The 18,671-nt window shown below is 50.0% G+C and carries 13 protein-coding genes; 4 read left to right on the forward strand and 9 right to left on the reverse strand.

Annotated features, from left to right (window positions below; genetic code table 11):
• The first annotated feature begins 2 nt into the window (after positions 1-2).
• Complete coding sequence (locus SPI9445_RS0123340) at positions 3-866, forward strand: Uma2 family endonuclease (RefSeq protein ID WP_017307221.1); 864 nt, start codon at positions 3-5, stop codon at positions 864-866.
• 102 nt (positions 867-968) lie between these two features.
• Here the strand turns inward: SPI9445_RS0123340 and SPI9445_RS0123345 are convergent, their stop codons facing one another.
• The 3 genes from SPI9445_RS0123345 to SPI9445_RS0123355 all read right to left on the reverse strand — a co-directional run bounded on the left by SPI9445_RS0123345 (position 969) and on the right by SPI9445_RS0123355 (position 6,573).
• A complete protein-coding gene (locus SPI9445_RS0123345) occupies positions 969-3,782 on the reverse strand; it encodes a cyclic nucleotide-binding domain-containing protein (RefSeq protein ID WP_026080050.1) in 2,814 nt (937 codons plus the stop codon).
• 611 nt (positions 3,783-4,393) lie between these two features.
• Positions 4,394-4,774 (reverse strand): DUF1667 domain-containing protein, encoded by a 381-nt coding sequence (locus tag SPI9445_RS0123350; protein ID WP_017307223.1) that lies wholly within the window; start codon positions 4,772-4,774, stop codon positions 4,394-4,396.
• Positions 4,775-4,842: 68 nt separating this feature from the next.
• Positions 4,843-6,573, reverse strand: coding sequence for an FAD-dependent oxidoreductase (locus SPI9445_RS0123355; RefSeq protein WP_017307224.1), 1,731 nt, complete (start codon positions 6,571-6,573; stop codon positions 4,843-4,845).
• A gap of 247 nt (positions 6,574-6,820) precedes the next feature.
• Here SPI9445_RS0123355 and SPI9445_RS0123360 point away from each other — a divergent pair, with 247 nt between their 5' ends.
• Together SPI9445_RS0123360 and SPI9445_RS0123365 are read left to right on the forward strand one after the other, a co-directional pair.
• On the forward strand, positions 6,821-8,185 hold the full coding sequence (locus SPI9445_RS0123360; protein WP_017307225.1) for an NAD-dependent succinate-semialdehyde dehydrogenase: 1,365 nt from the start codon (positions 6,821-6,823) through the stop codon (positions 8,183-8,185).
• 288 nt (positions 8,186-8,473) lie between these two features.
• Positions 8,474-10,120, forward strand: coding sequence for an acetolactate synthase large subunit (locus tag SPI9445_RS0123365; protein ID WP_017307226.1), 1,647 nt, complete (start codon positions 8,474-8,476; stop codon positions 10,118-10,120).
• A 151-nt stretch (positions 10,121-10,271) separates the two neighbouring features.
• On the opposite strand, the gene SPI9445_RS0123370 is transcribed toward SPI9445_RS0123365, so the two are convergent.
• Together SPI9445_RS0123370 and SPI9445_RS30855 are read right to left on the reverse strand one after the other, a co-directional pair.
• The gene (locus SPI9445_RS0123370; protein WP_017307227.1) at positions 10,272-10,871 is read right to left on the reverse strand and encodes an REP-associated tyrosine transposase; all 600 of its coding nucleotides are present in this window, start codon (positions 10,869-10,871) and stop codon (positions 10,272-10,274) included.
• Positions 10,872-10,927: 56 nt separating this feature from the next.
• Entirely contained in the window at positions 10,928-11,092 is a 165-nt protein-coding gene (locus SPI9445_RS30855) for a hypothetical protein (RefSeq protein WP_164674588.1), read from the reverse strand.
• Positions 11,093-11,330: 238 nt separating this feature from the next.
• Between SPI9445_RS30855 and SPI9445_RS0123375 the strand changes: the two genes are divergently transcribed.
• Positions 11,331-15,995, forward strand: a complete 4,665-nt coding sequence (locus SPI9445_RS0123375; RefSeq protein WP_017307228.1) for a glutamate synthase-related protein — start codon at positions 11,331-11,333, stop codon at positions 15,993-15,995.
• Positions 15,996-16,032: 37 nt separating this feature from the next.
• Here SPI9445_RS0123375 and SPI9445_RS0123380 read toward each other — a convergent pair whose 3' ends face one another.
• The 4 genes from SPI9445_RS0123380 to SPI9445_RS0123395 form a co-directional block, all read right to left on the reverse strand.
• Positions 16,033-17,478, reverse strand: coding sequence for a hypothetical protein (locus tag SPI9445_RS0123380; RefSeq protein WP_017307229.1), 1,446 nt, complete (start codon positions 17,476-17,478; stop codon positions 16,033-16,035).
• Positions 17,475-17,822 carry a hypothetical protein gene (locus SPI9445_RS26795; protein ID WP_017307230.1) on the reverse strand — a complete coding sequence of 116 codons (348 nt, stop codon included), beginning with the start codon at positions 17,820-17,822 and terminating at the stop codon, positions 17,475-17,477. The genes SPI9445_RS0123380 and SPI9445_RS26795 overlap by 4 nt, the downstream gene beginning before the upstream one ends.
• Positions 17,823-17,895: 73 nt before the next feature.
• Positions 17,896-18,258 (reverse strand): XisI protein, encoded by a 363-nt coding sequence (locus tag SPI9445_RS0123390; protein WP_017307231.1) that lies wholly within the window; start codon positions 18,256-18,258, stop codon positions 17,896-17,898.
• Positions 18,246-18,662, reverse strand: coding sequence for a XisH family protein (locus SPI9445_RS0123395; RefSeq protein ID WP_017307232.1), 417 nt, complete (start codon positions 18,660-18,662; stop codon positions 18,246-18,248). Before SPI9445_RS0123395 ends, SPI9445_RS0123390 begins: the two co-directional genes overlap by 13 nt.
• Between the last annotated feature and the right edge of the window lie 9 nt (positions 18,663-18,671).

Raw genomic sequence — 18,671 nt, forward strand, 5'->3', positions numbered from 1 at the left:
CAATGTATGAGCTACCCAGTGAAGAAGTAGGAGAACCGGGTTTGCCCGACCAATTCCACCCCCTACAAGCCGAATTACTGCGTCTAACATTTCAACCGGGCAATTACGACCCAGAACAGGTTTTTTCGGCAATGGATCTCAATGTTTATTACGATGAGAACCACACCAGACGATATAAACGCCCCGACTGGTTTGGGGTGGTGGGAGTGCCTCGCTTATACGAAAATCGAGACTTGCGCTTAAGTTATGTAGTGTGGCAAGAAGGAGTTAGCCCTTCTCTGGTAGTGGAATTATTATCCCCAAGTACCCAAGGTCAGGATTTAGGACAAGTAGAAGCGGAGGCGGATGGAACACCGACCAAATGGGAGGTGTATGAGCAGATTCTGAGGGTTCCCTACTATGTAGTATATGACCGGACGATGGGGGGTTTTCGAGGGTTTGAGTTAGAAAGGGGAGCAACAGCAGAATCCCCTCGCTATGTGGAGGTAGAAGTAAGGGAGAATCGCTGGTGGTTGGAGGGATTGGAATTAGGAGTGGGTTTGTGGCAAGGGACTTATGAGAATGTGAATCGTTTATGGTTACGTTTCTATGGGAGTTCGGGGGATTGGATTCCTACGCCGACGGAAGAGGAACGACGGGCTAGAGAGTCCGCCGAACAACGGGAAGCACGGGAACGACGGGCTAGAGAGTCCGCCGAACAACGGGAAGCACGGGAACGGCAAGCCAAAGAACGGGAACGGCAAGCTAGAGAATCTGCCGAACAACGGGAAGCACGGGAACGGCAAGCTAGAGAAGCAGCAGAAGAACGAGCGGAACGTTTTCGACGCTTACTCCTGGAAAACGGGATTAATCCCGATGAAATTTAAGTTTTAAAACGACAATTTTGGACACAACCACATTTTCCCGACTCCCAATGCTTTGACTTATAACTGTTTCCCTATTCCCTATTCCCCAAAAGGCGCAACAGATCACCCTGGAACCTGAACTGAGCGCACGAATCGCTGAAGTTGCCGACTTTCTAACTCTAGAACTCGTCGGGCAAAGTCAGGATCATGATCCAGTAAATCATCAAAGGCATCCACCGGAATGGCGAGGATGCGGGTAGTTTCACTATCCGCCACGATGGTATTTTCTGAGTTGCTATGGGTTAATACCTCTAACTCGTCTAGGGTTTGTCCGGGGTGCAACTGCTCCACTCGCCTCTCCCCTCCTGTTTGATAGTGAATATTGGCATCTCCTTCAATTAATAACAGGAGTTCCCGACAAGTATCTCCGGCTTCTGTGATTACATCCCCTCGGTTATAGACTTTCACCACTGCCCGATCTGCCAGAGCAATTAACGTTTCGCTCTGCATCCGGTGGAAGAAATCGCTGTTCAATAAATAAACGGATTTTTCTAAGCCAGGAAAATCGCTGAGAGTGGGGTGAGTGGGGGAGGAGGAGGGCCAGGATAGGAGAAGATCCACCATCTCCCGCAGGAGGAGAGAATTGAACTCATGACCATGCTGGCGTGCGATCGCCTGACTCCGTTCGGTTTCCCATTGGGCAATTAGATAAAGGGCGGCGGCCTGAACCATTGGATTGGGATCTTCAAGCAGGGCTTCTAAATGACCCAGAATGATCTCAGGGGAGAGATCAAGGGAACAGGATGCGGGGGTTACTCCGGGCTGGGTGAGGTATTGCAGGATTTCCGGGGAGAGGCGATCGCGCCAATTTTCCCGCTCTAAAAGCTCCCCTAAAATGGCAGGGGAGGCCTGTTGTAACCCCCCCGCTAGGGTGAGGGCGACGGAATCCGTTTGGAGTTGTTCTAGGGTTTCGAGGAGCGATCGCACAATCAGTTCTTTTTTGTGACTGATATTTTCCCGCAGCAACGTTAACACCCCTTGATGTTCCCGTAACAGAGGCTGATTGAGGGCGCGGTAACAGTCAATTAATGCAGGGAGTTGGGCAAGCAGAAATTCCGCCTTTTTCACCAAACTAGCATCCGGAGAAAAACCACTCAAAATCCATTCTTCCTCTTGGGGCGTGATGGAATATTGGCGGCCCAGGGAGCGAACATCCGCCGAATCTTGCAATGATAACACCTTGGGATCGGGCTGTTGCTGTTGGAGTCGCAGCAACCGTTCTAAAGATTTCCGGTAGCCCGTCAAGCGAATCTGATTCTCTAAACTACGTTGACGATCTGGATTGAGCAACTCTGGATCCTCAATGCCCAATTCCTCTAAAACAATCCGATGCTCCTCATCCGTAATGCCCAACTCTTGGCGCATTTGCTGCAAAATTTCCAAACTGCTGGAATAGTTCACATAACCCTCTGCCAAAGCGTCTCGCACCACCCCCTTATAGGCCTGATGTCGTTTCTCACGGGTAAAACCGGGCAGCACTTTCGCCAACACATACACCTCATGGGTATTGAGATCACTCAGCGCCCGGCCTTCCAAAAACGATCCCACATTCAATTGCAATTTTTCCAACTGTTTGCGGAAGCGATTGGCCAGATTTTCACGGGAATAAAGCTCAGGACTCCGCCGCCAAGTTTTATAAAGCCAGAGGGTACTGAGCGTTACTAAAGCGAGATCATAGAGATATTGCACCGAAACCGGGAGAAGCTGCACTAAAGGACGACCACTAAAGATAAAGAAAAAGTTAAAAATGCCAAAAGTACAAAGGGTAAAAATCCGATGGCGCAGGGTTTCAATCCTTATGTGATGTCGCCGACTGTAGGATTTAGCCCGTTTTTCAATCCACCGTCCCCCCCAATAGCCAAGAGCGGTACAGGTCCCCAACACAAGCGGCACGGCCACCAATTTGGGAATATTAATCACCTGCCCAAAGAGGTAAAGTCCGGGATTCAATAGGGAAGCCAGTTGATCCGTTTGTCCCAGCCATGCCCCAGAAAAATAATAGTTCCAGTTGCCTGCATAGAGATAGTAATAGCTAAAATAGCCAATCACTAACCCCACATAGCCATAGCGTAGAAATTGGGTTTCGGGTTTGTTTAAGCTGTTCCAGTAGGTGCGTTCAGCGTCAATGTCAATGCAGGGATTTTGACAAGCAACGCAAGCACTCTGTTCTTTCCCATCCGATAGCACTGTTCGACACATAGATTGAGTAATCAATGGCTCACTGGTATGAGCTTTACTACCCAACAGCCCCCCCGGTTCACTGTAGATACTTTGCACCGGAGCCATCGGACAAAAGTATTGACACCAAGACTTGCCCCCGTACCAATAGCCCACAAAAATGGCCATAGCAATGGTGAATAAAACCCAACTTGCTAACACAAGACGATCCGCATTAAAAAACAAAATGCGCCCACATAACCCCACAAAAAGCCAACCAAATTGGAGATAGATATAGTTTCGCCCTAACCAAGAATCGCCTTGAACCTTGGCCAATTCATAACGCACTTTACCCGTCTTTTTATTCTCCCGCTTAAATTGACGCTGCCATCCCAAAGCGCGGGGGATTTGAGAGAGGAAAGAGAGGGGACAAATCCGCCGCCATAACTCATGGCCAAAGACTAATAAAATAAAAATGGCACTTGGTACAATTGCCCCCCAGAAGAGGGTTGTTCCCAAAGGATAGGGCTGCTGGGCTAAACATTCTCCCTGCACCTCCACACAGGCATCCGCTAGCCGCAAGGGACTCCAAGGGTGATCCGGTTCAGTGAAGGCCCGAGTCCAAGGATCGTAAAATAGGGAGGCAATCACCAGGAGCCAGGCGATCGTCAATCCCCAGCGAATCCAGTGCATTCGGGTTTCTGAGAGCTGTGCAAACATGGATGATTCATTTAATCATTTTGACACTCCCAGTTTATAAAGATAGCCGAGAAAACCCCATCCCCTTCTGGGTAGGGATGAGAGGCAAGGCTGGCGATGAGGTTCAATACCCCGCTCGCCGGCCAACAGTATATCGGGATAACAGTTAGCCCCTCTGCCTCTCGCGAGTCCTAATGAGACGTGAACTCTGGGCTATGGTCCTATCCCGATTGCAGCCGAGCCTTTTTTGCACGACTCAGGTAGGTTGGCTAGAATAAACTTGTGCCAATGCAGGTTAGTTACAAGCCCCATGCCACAAGTGGAGTGGGGCAGTTGACTTAATCATTTTGACGCAAGAGCGGGGAGCATCAAATCTGTAGGGTCTGCTGAATAACACGCCTATGCTAGGCTCAACAAGGGAACAGGGAACTCTTAACAGGGAACAGATCATCTAAAACTGGCACGATTGCCTATTCCCGACTCCCGACTCCCGACTCCCGACTCCCGATTCCCCAACTCTCGGACTTATTCAGCAAGCCCTCTGTAATTGTTCCCACTAATCCTTAGCAAAAACCCGCTTTCTGGATGTTCCCCATTAAGGCCAGAGCGAGGACTGTCCAATGGGTTTCGGTTCAAATACTCCGAGATGCCACTACATCTACCCCTAATCCTAAAGCATTGGGCAAAATCACGTCTCCCAAGGTCACAGGAGACTGAACTCTAACTTGGCGCAGGGTTTGACAAAGTTCCACCACCCGATCCTTGGGGATCGGTTCTTGGGTTTTGACGGGTAAACGCGCCCAAATGCCATCATCGACTTGGACTGTTGTTGTCACCATCCGACGAGGTTCTGTGTGTTCTTGGGTGGCATATTGTTCCCCCCGTTTACAGGAAAAGCCTCGGATTTCAACGATGTTTCCTTCTGCTTCTTCGACTTCTAAACGACAGCCCATGGGACAGCCAATGCACAGATAATGGCTAGTTTGCGGTTCTTCGTTGGTTAAATAGGTCATGATCTTCCTCCGAGAAACCCCCTCCTCTGGTGGGCGGGGTTGTTAATGATCTATCTCAATTGGGCAACTCAACGGGACTGTATTTGATTGACCAATAACCAGCCCCCACTGGCATTATATTGTCCGGTCAGGATTAAACGGGAATGAGCGGGACAATTTAACAGTTCTTCTTGTATTAAGGGGTCAATAGTGATCACTTGCCAAGTGTCCTGACTCTGGAGGGGGGTAAAACGATAATCATTGTCTCCTTGGTAAACTAAATCCCCCGGATAAGATGAGCCAAGGCTGGGGGAAGGACAGGGGGAACAGGGACAATTGCCATTGAGGGGATACTGGTCTGGGTGGTCTAAATAATACCGTTGCCACTGTAACCAGTCGGGATGGTGGGGGGGGAGGTTGAATAGGGGGATGAGGGCGGCGGGGGCGGTTGGATCGGTTAGGAGGGCTTCTTGAAGGGTGCGCCGGGGGAGATCCCGAGGTTGACAGTTTAACTCGATACAGAGGGCGGCGGCCATGCCTGCGGCTTGTCCGAGGTTGAGGACGGTGGGCTGTAACCGGGTGGAGCCGTTGGCGATGTGGGAGACGGAGATATTTTTTTCACAGACTAAAAAGCCGTCGGTTTGGGCGGGAATGAGACAACCGTAGGGTAGGGTGAAGGGGGTGCCAGTCCAACGGCCGCCCCAGCGTAGGGATTTGGGGTGTAGGGGGAAGTCATGGCCGGGGTAGTGATGATCGTTGGCGTAGTTGCCAAAGGCGATCGCACTCACCTGTTCTCCCTCTATCGGTAAGGCGGCTACCGTGCCGGAGGGTTGGGGTAAAATAGCTTGCTCAATGACTGTGATTTGCCCCTGTAGACGGCGACTTTCCCGGAAATAGGGATGGAGGGCAAATCCCCCGTTAGAAGGGGCAGGAAAGGCGTTTTTTGCCCAACCTAGATGGGGATTTAACTCCTGTTGCACCCAACGGGCAAAGGCTCGGCTATGGTGTTGGGCTTCTTGCTCATAGTCCCGTCGGGCGCTGGCGGATTCAATTAAGCGCCCTAACTGTTCGCCGTAATCATTGCCCTGTTGTGGCCAGTTGAGCATATATAAATTTTCGGGTAAGCGGCCATAGGTGAGGAATTTTTCCCCGCCATACCCTTCCCATGCCCCCACAAAGGGACTAAAGTCTAGTCCCTCGGCCTCTATGGGGGGCGCAGGTTCTCCATAGTCTTCTAATAACACAACCCAAGTAGGAGACTGGACGGGATAGCGTTGGGTCAGTTCATTAGCATTAATCGGCGCGCTGGGTTCGTCAAACTCCCCGCGCCACTCCCACCCCCAACGGTGGGGAATCTCTCCCAAGGCGAGTAAATCCCCTAATTCTGTGCCATCTAGGGTAATTTGGGCGGTGATGTCGTAGTCGGCAAAACGAACCCCGGTGATGCGTTGGCCTTGGCGATGGACTTCGAGGGGGGTTTGTCCTTGAATCCAGTGCAGTTGGGGACATTGCGCCACCCACTGGGCGAAGATCTGCGCACCGAGGGCGGGGGGGTAGGCGAATAAACTCACCCAACTGGTGTTGAGGTTGAGTTGACTTTGCAGGGTGCGCACATAATGCCCCCAAATCCCGGTTTGAAAGGCGAGTAATTCGTTGCCATCGGGTACGGCTACCCCGGCACTGGTTAACATTCCCCCTAACCAAGGCCCCTCACTGACTAGGATGGTGGAGACTCCCCGACGGGCGGCTTGTAGGGCGGCGGCTGTTCCTCCGGTTCCTCCTCCCACGATGAGGAGATCAGTGGTTAGGTGAGTGGTCATGCTGTTGGATCGACGGTGAATGGGTTGGGGTTATTGTCTCATATTTGGACAAGGGAACTATTGTATTGATCTTGAAGGGGGGATTTTTATCATCCCAAGGGGCTGAAGATGAGAATTGGTGCAGGATCAGTCAAAGAAAAGTAAAGAAAAAATAAATTTGTTAAATATTATACGGTTCGCCAAATTTGGCCTAGCGAAAGTCCTAGACTAGATATACAATATTCCGTCCTGATAAGGGGGAGGGTTAATGGCTATAGCAACGGTTAGTCCAGTAACCGGAGAAACACTGAAAACCTTTACACCATTGACGAGTGAGGAAATTCAGTCCAAGATTGCGATCGCCCAGACCAGTTTTGAAGCTTATCGAAACACGACATTCGCCCAGCGGAGCCAATGGTTACACCAAGCCGCCGATCTACTGGAAAAAAACAGTGCTGAGTACGGTCGGATTATGACCGTGGAAATGGGTAAAACTTGGAAAAGTGCGATCGCCGAAGCGAAAAAATGCGCCCTCGTTTGTCGCTACTATGCCGATCACGGGGCTGATTTTCTCAAAGACATTCCGGGAGAAAGTGATGGCAGCGCGGCCTTTGTGCGCTATCAACCCCTCGGAGTGATTTTAGCGGTCATGCCTTGGAATTTCCCGTTTTGGCAAGTCTTCCGTTTTGCCGCCCCGGCCTTGATGGCGGGCAATGTGGGACTGTTGAAACACGCTTCCAATGTCCCGCAATGTGCGATCGCCATTCAAGAGATCATAGAACAGGCGGGCTTTCCCCCTGGGGTATTTCAAACCTTACTCATTGGTGCTTCTCAAGTAGAAGAAGTCCTCGCCGATGAACGAGTACAGGCCGCCACCCTCACCGGGAGCGAATACGCCGGAGCCAGTTTAGCCGCCACCGCCGGGAAATATATCAAAAAAACGGTTTTAGAATTAGGGGGCAGTGATCCCTTTATTGTTCTCAACAGTGCTGATGTAGAATTGGCCGTTTCAACCGCCGTCACAGCCCGGATGTTAAACAATGGACAATCCTGCATCGCCGCCAAACGGTTCATTTTACAAACAGGTATAGCCGATCAATTTATTGAACAACTTACCGCCCGGTTTGAAGCCCTAAAAATGGGTGATCCGATGGATGAAAATGTAGACGTGGGGCCTTTAGCCACCGCCAGCATCTGTCAAGAAATTGACCAACAAGTTGAGAAAACCGTGGCGATGGGGGGCAAAGTGCTAATCGGAGGTAAACCCTTAGATCGTCCCGGTAACTTCTATCCACCCACCATCCTCACCGATATTCCCCCCGACTCCCCCGGAGCCTTAGAGGAGTTTTTTGGCCCGGTTGCCCTAGTGTTTCGGGTGAAGGAGCTAGAAGAGGCTATCCGTCTCGCTAATGGGATTAATCTGGGCTTAGGGGCTAGTGTGTGGACTCAAGATGAGGGAGAGCGCGATCGCCTGATTAACGACATCGAAGCCGGAGCCGTCTTCGTCAACGGTTTAGTCAAATCGGATCCCCGTCTGCCCTTCGGCGGTATCAAACGATCGGGCTATGGTCGTGAATTGAGCATTCAAGGAATCCAAGAATTTGTCAATATTAAAACAGTTTGGATTCGTTGAACCCCTTACTCTAAGCCAAAATAGTCTAAACCAAGCCTTGAGTCGGGAGGTTGGTCTGCTCCCACAAAACTCAAGCTTAAAAACGCCCAAACCCTGACCATTCACTATTATAAAAGGGCATCTTTTAGACTCATTTTCATGCTCCGAATCTTCATAATTTTTCGATCATGAACTTTGATCTCATGATCTGTACTGATTTGACACTTCATTTTGCAGTTGCTCTAGCTGACCCCTAGAGCAGTCTGCTGTCCTTAACCAACCTACAATTTACTGCAAGGATTAACCATTATGGGCGAATTAAACACAGCCGAACTCTTGATTCAATGTTTAGAAAACGAAGGCGTTGAATACATTTTTGGCGTACCGGGTGAAGAAAACTTACACATCCTACAAGCTCTCAAACATTCCTCGATTCAGTTTATCACGACCCGTCACGAACAGGGAGCCGCCTTCATGGCCGACGTTTACGGACGATTAACCGGAAAAGCTGGAGTCTGTCTCTCCACCCTCGGCCCCGGTGCCACTAACCTGATGACGGGAGTTGCCGATGCTAACCTAGATGGGGCCCCCGTTGTGGCCATTACCGGACAAGTCGGTACCGATCGGATGCACATTGAATCTCACCAGTATCTTGATTTGGTGGCCATGTTTAATCCCGTCACCAAATGGAACACCCAAATTGTCCGACCCAGCAACACGGCCGAGATTATCCGCAAAGCCTTCAAACTGGCCCAACAGGAAAAACCCGGCGCAGTGCATATTGACCTCCCGGAAAATATTGCCGCTATGCCTGTGGATGGTCAACCCTTACAAAAAGACCAACGGGAACCGATTTATGCCTCCTATCGAAGCTTAACCAAAGCCGCCGAAGTGATTTCTAAAGCCAAAAATCCCCTGATTCTAGCGGGAAATGGAGCCATTCGCGCCCATGCCAGCGAGGCCTTAACGGAATTCACTACCCGAATGAATATTCCCGTGGTCAATACCTTTATGGGGAAAGGAGCTATTCCCTATACCCATCCTCTCTCCCTCTGGACCTTTGGCCTACAACAACGGGATCATGTTACCTGTGCCTTTGAAAAAGCCGATCTCGTGATTGCCGTGGGTTACGATTTAGTCGAATATTCCCCCAAACGCTGGAATCCCGAGGGCAATATTCCCATTGTCCATATTGGCACCAATCCCGCCGAAATTGATAGTAGCTATATTCCTCTAGTGGAAGTGATCGGAGATATTGCCGACTCCCTCCATGAGATTAGTAAACGGGGGGATCGTCATGGCAAACCTACCCCCACCTCAGCCAACTTAAAAGCCGAAATTCGCCAAGATTATGAACAGTATGCGGAGGATGCCGGATTCCCCATTAAACCGCAGAAAATTGTCTATGATTTGCGGCAAGTCATGGGGCCTGAAGATATTGTTATTTCTGATGTGGGCGCTCATAAAATGTGGATGGCGCGTCATTATCATTGCGATCGCCCCAACACCTGCCTAATCTCCAACGGTTTCGCCGCCATGGGCATTGCTATCCCCGGTGGATTAGCCGCTAAACTGGTTTATCCAGATCGTAAAGTCGTCGCCGTCACCGGGGATGGGGGATTCATGATGAACAGTCAGGAATTAGAAACCGCCCTCCGCGTTGGCACCCCCTTTGTCACCCTAATTTTTAACGACAATGGCTATGGTTTGATTGAGTGGAAACAACTTAATCAATTTGGAGAATCCGCCTTTATCAAATTCAGTAATCCTGATTTTGTTAAACTGGCCGAAAGTATGGGCTTAAAAGGCTATCGGGTAGAATCGGCGGCTGAACTTGTTCCTATCTTAAAAGAGGCCCTCGCCCAAGACGTTCCCAGCGTCATTGATTGTCCCGTAGACTATCATGAAAACATCCTCTTTTCCCAAAAATCCGGCGGTTTGACCTGCCCCATTTAGGAAAAAATTGGAAAAAAAGTCTCGTAGGTTGGGTGGAGCGAACGCGAAACCCAACCAGCCCCTACATTTTATTTGGTAGGGGTTTCGTTCGCGTAGCGTTATTCAGCAGACCCTAACTAACCTTAAAAATAGCACTCCATCAGGAGGTTTATCAAAGAGAAAAATTATCCCAATTTTTTCCATAATCTCTAATCTGATATTGAACCCAACAACTTCTTAACCATTCTCTTCCTTTGTCCTTGAGATACCAATGGACACTACTTTCGTGCCAATCATAGGGGGATTTAACTTGATTATGTTTGACTGGATTATAGTGAATATAATTTAGTGTTGTATAGTAATGGCGTTCTGAACGAATGGCGCGATCGCTATAGGAACACCAAACTTTCCCAGTGCAGCGATCTTCAATGTTCCACTGACGGGCAAAACGCCCATGAATGAGGCGTAGTTGTTGACTTAACCATTTAAATTCAACAGTGGTAATTAAGAGGTGATAATGATTAGGAAGAATTACCCAAGCGCGGATTTCAATACCTTGATGGGTCAAGGTGTCAACTAAACAATTCCATAATTCTTGGCGGCGTGTGGGAGTATTTAATCGGTGTTTATGTTCGTAGCAAGCGGCAGTAATCAAGTAATAATCTTGGTTTTGAATGAGATGCGGGGGTGAATGGGGTGGGTATTGCTTTTGAAGTCTAGATTGGACAATTTCGGCTTTTTGTTCATCTGTAAGTTTACGGTACTCGTACATTTTCCCTTAAAATCCCATCAAAGGTTCGTCGTTGCGCTTCAGCGCGCATTTTAGGGCTAAAGCCCAACAACGAGCAACTGGGTTCGTCGTTGCGCTTCAGCGCGCATTTTAGGGCTAAAGCCCAACAACGAACAACTGGGTTCGTCGTTGCGCTTCAGCGCGCATTTTAGGGCTAAAGCCCAACAACGAACAACTGAGTTCGTCGTTGCAAGATTCCCCATCAAACGCCAACCCCCCCTTTGGGACTTGCAATTTCAGCCCAGACCGATATAATGGACGATCCCCCTGTGATCATCCAGGACCGAAGGCCTCATGACGAGGGGTGGATTAAATACCTCTTCTGCCTAGATCAATCCCTCAAATCGGATTGTAAGATCACTAAAGCGGTGGACAGTAAAGCTTGCACTGTCCACAAACCCTTATCAAAAAAATCAACCGTCAATCAGGTTAACGCACAATATGGAAAATCAAACCCTTAAACATACTTCTACAGTAGAACATCCCTACCCCGGTCAGCCTTGGTTAGTGGAAGAACGAGATGCTTGTGGGGTAGGCTTTTTAGCCAATACCACCGGAAGCGTCAACCATGAAATTATTCAACAGGCACTGGGGGCGCTCGGTTGTCTCGAACATCGGGGAGGCTGTAGCGCTGACTACGATTCCGGCGATGGGGCAGGCATTATGACGGGGATTCCTCGTCTCGTCTTCGAGTCTTGGTTTAGCGAACATCAGATCCCCATGCCCGGAGTGGATCAATTGGGGGTGGGGATGGTGTTCTTGCCCCAAGGAGAAGCCGAAGCCCAAGCGGGACGGGCTTATATTGAAGAGATGGTGCAACAGGTGGGGGTGCAGGTGTTGGGGTGGCGGGTAGTTCCCACTCATCCTGAAGTGCTAGGCCCCCAAGCTCGGCAATATATGCCCCGGATTGAACAGATCATGGTGACATCGGATACCTTGAGTGGGGCGGAATTAGACCGGGTTTTGTATATTGCGCGATCGCGAGTGGGAAAAAAACTCTCCGATGACTTCTACATCTGCTCCTTCTCCTGCCGCACCATTGTTTATAAAGGTATGGTGCGTTCCGTCATCCTCGGCGACTTTTACTCCGACCTCAAAAACCCCCAATACACCAGTCAATTCGCCGTCTATCACCGCCGTTTTAGCACCAATACCATGCCCAAATGGTATCTCGCCCAACCCATGCGTTTACTGGGGCATAACGGCGAAATTAACACCCTCTTGGGCAATATTAACTGGATGGCCGCCCGAGAAAATCATCTCACGGTTCCCGGTTGGACAGCCGAAGAACTCCAAGGCCTCACCCCCATTGTCAACCCCGCCAATAGTGATTCCGCTAACCTGGATAGTACAATGGAACTGCTAGTGCGCACAGGCTACAGTCCCCTAGAAGCGGCCATGATTTTGGTTCCCGAAGCCTACAAAAATCAGCCCGACTTAGAACCCTATCCCCACATTGCCGACTTTTACGAATTTTACAGCAGCATCCAAGAACCTTGGGACGGCCCCGCCCTCCTAGTCTTCTGTGATGGGAAAACCGTAGGGGCAAGCTTAGACCGCAACGGATTGCGCCCCGCCCGCTACTGTTTGACCCATGATGGCCTAGTGATTGTCGCCTCGGAAGCCGGGGTAGTTCCCATTGATGAAAGTCGCATTCTCGAAAAAGGACGCTTAGGCCCCGGTCAAGTGATGGCTGTAGACTTAGAAACCCACGAAGTCCAGAAAAACTGGGAAATTAAAGAACGCATCGCCATTGCCAAACCCTTCGGGGAATGGGTCAAAACCCATCGTCAGTCCCTGTCGGCTCAACCCTTTAGCGACCAACGCACCTATCACCACTCGGAACTGTTGCAACAACAAACCAGCTTCGGCTACACCGCCGAAGATGTGGAAATGATTGTGATTTCTATGGCCTTGGACGGTAAAGAACCCACCTTCTGCATGGGAGATGATGCCCCCTTAGCCGTCCTCTCGGAAAAACCCCGTCTGGTCTACGATTACTTTAAGCAACGGTTCGCCCAAGTCACGAACCCCCCCATTGACCCCCTACGGGAAAGTTTGGTCATGTCCCTAGTGATGGAATTAGGGAAACGGGGGAATCTGCTTAACGTGCAACCCTCAGACGTGGCCACGCTGAAAGTCTCTACTCCCGTCTTAAACGAAGGGGAATTAGCCGCCATTAAAGCCTCCAATTTCGCCCCGGCCACCCTCTCCACCCGTTACCCCGTCGCTGCTGGTCCAAGTGGATTAGAACAGGCCTTAAAGACCCTCACCCAGCAAGCGGCCGAAGCGGTGAAAGGAGGGAGCCACATCCTGATTCTGAGTGATGCCATCTCCCCCGAAGGGGCAACAGAACCCCTCCGGGCCGACCAAACCTATATCCCCCCCATGTTGGCGGTGGGGGCGGTGCATCACCACCTCATCCAGAAGGGGTTACGCCTAGAGGCCTCTCTGGTCGTCGAAACGGCTCAATGTTGGAGTACCCATCATTTCGCCTGTTTAGTGGGTTACGGTGTCTCCGCCATTTGCCCCTATTTAGCCCTAGAAACCGTCCGGGACTGGTGGCATAGTGAAAAGACCCAGAAGATGATGGAACGGGGGCAGATTGCTAAATTAAGCCTCTCTGAAGCCCAATCCCACTATCGCAAGGCGGTAGAGGCCGGGTTACTGAAAATCCTCTCGAAAATGGGGATTTCCCTCCTCGCTTCCTATCACGGGGCGCAAATTTTCGAGGCCATTGGTTTGGGCTTAGATGTGGTTGACCTCTGCTTTAAAGGCACAACCTCCCGTTTAGGGGGGATGACCTTAGGGGATTTAGCCCAGGAAAGCATGACCTTCCATCAGCGCGCTTTCCCCGAACTCCACGCCAACAAGTTGGAAAACTACGGCTTTGTGAAATATAAACCCGGTGGGGAGTATCACATGAACTCACCGGAAATGGCCAAATCCCTGCATAATGCGGTACGGGGCTTTAAAACCATGCAGGAACAGGGGACTGGGGCTAAGGCCTTGATGGAACAGGGCTATGATCACTATGAAACCTATTTGAAGTATCTCGAAGACCGCCCAGCTACGGCCTTACGGGATTTATTGGACTTCCAGAGTGACCGTTCCCCCATTGGGGTGGATGAAGTGGAAGGGGTGGAGGAAATTGTCAAACGCTTCTGTAGTGGGGCCATGTCTTTGGGGGCTTTATCTCCTGAAGCCCACGAAACCCTAGCGGTGGCCATGAATCGCATCGGGGGGAAATCTAACTCTGGGGAAGGGGGCGAGGACTCCCTACGCTACCGGGTGATTAATGATGTGGATGAGAAGGGTTTATCCCCCTCCCACCCCCATCTGAAAGGCCTGCGCAATGGTGACACGGCTAATTCTGCGGTGAAACAAGTGGCATCGGGACGCTTTGGCGTGACTCCAGAATATTTGATGAGTGGCGACCAAGTGGAAATCAAGATGGCGCAAGGGGCAAAACCGGGAGAAGGGGGCCAACTGCCGGGTAAAAAGGTGAGTGATTATATTGCCATGTTGCGGCGGTCTAAAGCGGGGGTGACGTTGATTTCTCCTCCCCCTCACCATGATATTTATTCCATTGAAGACTTAGCACAATTGATCTTTGATCTGCACCAAATCAACCCCAAGGCTAAGGTTTCGGTGAAGTTGGTGGCGGAAATTGGTATTGGTACCGTGGCCGCTGGGGTGGCGAAGGCCAACGCTGATGTGATTCAAATTTCCGGCCATGATGGGGGAACTGGGGCCTCTCCCTTAAGTTCCATTAAACACGCGGGGGTTCCTTGGGAATTAGGGGTGACAGAGGTGCATCGTTCCTTACTGGAAAATCATCTGCGCGATCGCGTTCTCCTACGAGCCGATGGTGGGATCAAAACCGGATACGATGTCATCATGGCCGCCCTCATGGGTGCTGAAGAATACGGCTTTGGGTCGGTGGCGATGATTGCCGAAGGCTGTATCATGGCTCGCGTCTGCCATACCAACGCTTGCCCCGTCGGTGTCGCCACGCAACAGGAACGTCTGCGCAAACGTTTCCCCGGCACCCCCGATGATGTGGTGAATTTCTTCTATTTTGTCGCCGAAGAAGTGCGCCAACTCCTCGCCCGTTTAGGCTATCGTTCCTTAGAGGAGATCATCGGTCGTTCTGACCTGCTCAAAGCGCGGGAAAATAACCCTGTGAGCAAAACCCAAGGCTTAAACGTCACCTGTTTAACCTTACCCCCTGTAACGGAAGAACGGTCTTGGTTAGTCCATGAAGCGGTTCACAGTAACGGCCCCGTCCTTGATGATGAGTTATTGGCCGATGCAGAAGTTCTGGAGGCCATCACCGACCAAGGCCAAATCACCAAAACCGTGAACATTGTCAACACCGACCGCAGCGTAGGCGCTCGCCTTGCCGGAGAAATTGCCAAACGCTACGGCGATGAAGGCTTTGCCGGACAGCTTAACCTCAACTTCCAAGGGGCGGCCGGGCAGAGTTTCGGGGCCTTTAACCTCCCCGGCATGATCTTACACCTGACCGGAGAGGCCAATGATTATGTAGGGAAAGGGATGCACGGGGGCGAAATTATCATTACTCCCCCCGCCAATGCGCCCTACAATCCGGCCGATAACGCCATTGTGGGCAATACCTGCCTCTACGGGGCCACAGGAGGCACCCTCTACGCCAATGGTCGCGCTGGGGAACGTTTTGCCGTGCGGAACTCCCTCGGCCAGGCCGTCATTGAAGGGGCTGGCGACCACTGCTGTGAGTATATGACCGGGGGCGTAATTGTGGTGTTAGGGTCTTGTGGCCGCAATGTGGGCGCAGGGATGACCGGGGGACTGGCTTATTTCTATGATGAAAGTGGTCGTTTTCCCAGTCATGTTAACCCGGAAATCGTCAAGATTCAGCGCGTTGTGACTCCGGCCGGAGAACAACAACTCAAGGGGTTAATTGAAGCCCATGTTGAGAAAACGGGCAGCGCTAAAGGTCGGGCGATTTTAGCCGATTGGGAGCAGGCGTTACCCAAGTTCTGGCAAGTGGTTCCCCCCTCCGAGGCGGATAGTCCTGAAGCGGGAGAAGTGAGCGCAGATAAAGCGCTGTCGGCGGTGTAATCTTGGGGATGAGGGGCGGGGTAGACCCGCCCCTTGATTACCGTCGGCACTTCACCCAGACCCAAGTGCAGAAACCACAGAATACACTCGCCCCTAGACTCAAGAGAATAGCCAGAATAAAGGGGTGTAGACTCTCGCCCTGATTGGCTTGTCCCGGCCAGGTGAGGGGGTGGTCAAAGATCAGGGGGGAAGTCGAGGCGACAATGGCTCCGGCGGCAATCCCCACCCCGATGATTTGAATAGAGTCCTGGAGTTTTTGGTTTTGGTTTTGTAGGGTGCGATCGCGCTCCGCCTGATCAACCTCCACTAGGCCGCGAATCGAATTAATCGCCGTATCCAACAACCCCGATCCGTGACGAAAATAGTTCAGATCCGCAGTAATTTGGTCTTGAAACGTGACAGCCTCCTTTTCCCCAAACACGCGCAGCACCTCTAAAGGCTGTTGCGCCAATTGTTCCATCTGGTCAAGAATAGCAAGATAATTCTTGTGATTAATAGCAATGGTATTGTGGGCATATTCCAGATTGCGTAACTGCTGGGAATAATTTAAAGCAGTAGTCAGCAAATCCTTCAGCGTCTGTTTTAGCTCCGTTAATTGTTGCTCAGTCAGGGCGTTACGTTGCTCATTTTGGAGATAATCCCGGTTTAATGTTTGCAGATATTCTTCATTTTTATTCACAATAGTATCTGCTGTTTGATAAAAGTCGCGGCTCTGTCGAAAAGTTCCGCTAATTTTGTGATAATACAATAAAAGCTCTGGCAATTCCCAATAACATCGCTCTAAAATCAAACTGGTTTCCTCTGTAAAGAAAAACCAAATGAGTAGATGACCAAAAGGATTCACCCTTAAATCATCTTCAGGATTCCCATACTCATAAAGGTAGCCCCCCCAAAACTCATAGGCGCGATACAATCGGGGGAAAGAACCCACCTCTTGCCCCTTAAAAAAATTTTGCCAGCAGCTGTGGGCTAAGGGTTCAAGTTTCGCAATTTCTGAAGGGCGAGGTTGATTGACATAGGCAGTTAATAATAGCGTTTGTCCTAAATAACCAAAAGGGGGCTTTTTCGGGGGAGTAAAACAACCTTGACGATTGAGTTGGTCTAAGTTTTCAACCAGATATTGATCCGCCCCCGGATTTTCTGGACAGAAGAGATTGAGATTCAGCCCATAGCTATCATGGAGGCATTGAGGATAGACAAATCCCTCTAAATTTTGGGTGGGAATCTGGAAATATTCATATTGTCGTCCTTGCTCCAAATCGGGATTATTCAGTAGGTCAAAATCGCGGGTTATTCCCTCATCTTGCCATGCTGAAGTGAGCGCAACACCAAAGGGAGATAAAACCCTATCATATTCTTGTTTCACCCAGTCTAAATCGGCGAGAGTTGGGTCAGAAGCCCCTTGAGTATCCGCCACCACCAACCCCTCACGATAGCGATAGGCAAACCAATAAAGACTAGGAGCGTAGAGATAATCGCTCATGTTGATTGTTTCGGGAGAGCATTATTAATTGACTCAGTAATTACAGCCTTATTGTAGACCTTACTAGCTTTTTGTCCTGCCGTTGGCGTAGGAATCTCTTGCCCCTTTTTAAGCACACTTACCCGCAGTTGGTGCATGGTGGCGGGGTCAATTGTTACCTGAAATTCTCGACACCACGATTGAATAAACAGCGCTAATTTTAAGGGGCGATCTTCCACCGTTTCAAGTTGAGTCCGAAAACTTTGGAGATTTGCCCAGAACGGGTCAGCCGTCGGGAGAGTGGCGCGGGCATTCTCAATAAATGTGAGAAAGTCTTCAATAATTTGGATTTCTTCGGGAGGCATAATTTGAAATCAGCAATAGAGAGAAAAATTGGCACCCCTAACACACCGGGGAAGTGGTTCAGTGTTGAATGTCTTAAACACCGAGAGAAATAGGTTCTAACTGTGGCATTCCATAGCCAGTATAGGGGCGTTTATAGGGAGGATGTAGCCCTAAAACAATATCTTCTGGTGGGACTCCCATCTTGACTAATGCTTGAGCAATATCGGTTTCTGTGCGATTGCGTTGAATCCAGATTTTCCCCTCCTTAATATCCAAATGCAGAAAGCAAGTATAAACCGATTCAAGCTCAACCCAACCCAGATCAATCCAGAGGTAATGGTCGCCCTCGGAGTCAAAAATAAGTTGACTTTCGACATCAGATGTGCTTGAATTATGACCCGATTGGGTTTGTAATAGGGTTTTAATACAGTGGCGATAATGTTCTAATTTATCCATTGGGCAATCTCCGAGTGAATAGGATTATAAACAATCAGCTTAATCTGATAAGAACGGATAACTTCTTGGGGGAAACGCTCTCTAAAAAAAGCATTGAAGGCATCGGCGGGAACGGCTAAATACAACACTCGCTCTGACTGCAACATCCTAAGAGCCGTCCGGTAATTGATAAACTGTCCAACGGCTAAATGAAAATCAGTAATGAGGGAGTTACTGATAAAACTCTTAATTTCAACCGCGATTTTTTCCGTCCCTTTGTTGGCAACTAAGAGACTATCCGCCGCTAAATCTATCTCCAGTTTAACCTGATCAATTTTGAGCAATAAAGGGTCAGCCGTAATCTGCCATTGTTCCTTTTGTAGCCCTTCCTTAACTGCTTCATGAAACAGGTCTTTGGCTGCCATGTTTTCCCC

Source organism: Spirulina subsalsa PCC 9445 (assembly GCF_000314005.1).
In the GTDB taxonomy this organism is placed as follows: Bacteria; Cyanobacteriota; Cyanobacteriia; order Cyanobacteriales; family Spirulinaceae; genus Spirulina_A; species Spirulina_A subsalsa.

What these genes read in the sequence shown, in the direction of transcription:
- SPI9445_RS0123345 (WP_026080050.1), bottom strand. Translation starts at nt 3,782, where the DNA reads ATGTTTGCACAGCTCTCAGAAACCCGAATGCACTGGATTCGCTGGGGA.
- SPI9445_RS0123360 (WP_017307225.1), top strand. Translation starts at nt 6,821, where the DNA reads ATGGCTATAGCAACGGTTAGTCCAGTAACCGGAGAAACACTGAAAACC.
- SPI9445_RS0123395 (WP_017307232.1), bottom strand. Translation starts at nt 18,662, where the DNA reads ATGGCAGCCAAAGACCTGTTTCATGAAGCAGTTAAGGAAGGGCTACAA.
- SPI9445_RS0123355 (WP_017307224.1), bottom strand. Translation starts at nt 6,573, where the DNA reads ATGACCACTCACCTAACCACTGATCTCCTCATCGTGGGAGGAGGAACC.
- SPI9445_RS26795 (WP_017307230.1), bottom strand. Translation starts at nt 17,822, where the DNA reads ATGCCTCCCGAAGAAATCCAAATTATTGAAGACTTTCTCACATTTATT.
- SPI9445_RS0123390 (WP_017307231.1), bottom strand. Translation starts at nt 18,258, where the DNA reads ATGGATAAATTAGAACATTATCGCCACTGTATTAAAACCCTATTACAA.
- SPI9445_RS30855 (WP_164674588.1), bottom strand. Translation starts at nt 11,092, where the DNA reads ATGGGGAATCTTGCAACGACGAACTCAGTTGTTCGTTGTTGGGCTTTA.
- SPI9445_RS0123370 (WP_017307227.1), bottom strand. Translation starts at nt 10,871, where the DNA reads ATGTACGAGTACCGTAAACTTACAGATGAACAAAAAGCCGAAATTGTC.
- SPI9445_RS0123375 (WP_017307228.1), top strand. Translation starts at nt 11,331, where the DNA reads ATGGAAAATCAAACCCTTAAACATACTTCTACAGTAGAACATCCCTAC.
- SPI9445_RS0123380 (WP_017307229.1), bottom strand. Translation starts at nt 17,478, where the DNA reads ATGAGCGATTATCTCTACGCTCCTAGTCTTTATTGGTTTGCCTATCGC.
- SPI9445_RS0123340 (WP_017307221.1), top strand. Translation starts at nt 3, where the DNA reads ATGTATGAGCTACCCAGTGAAGAAGTAGGAGAACCGGGTTTGCCCGAC.
- SPI9445_RS0123365 (WP_017307226.1), top strand. Translation starts at nt 8,474, where the DNA reads ATGGGCGAATTAAACACAGCCGAACTCTTGATTCAATGTTTAGAAAAC.
- SPI9445_RS0123350 (WP_017307223.1), bottom strand. Translation starts at nt 4,774, where the DNA reads ATGACCTATTTAACCAACGAAGAACCGCAAACTAGCCATTATCTGTGC.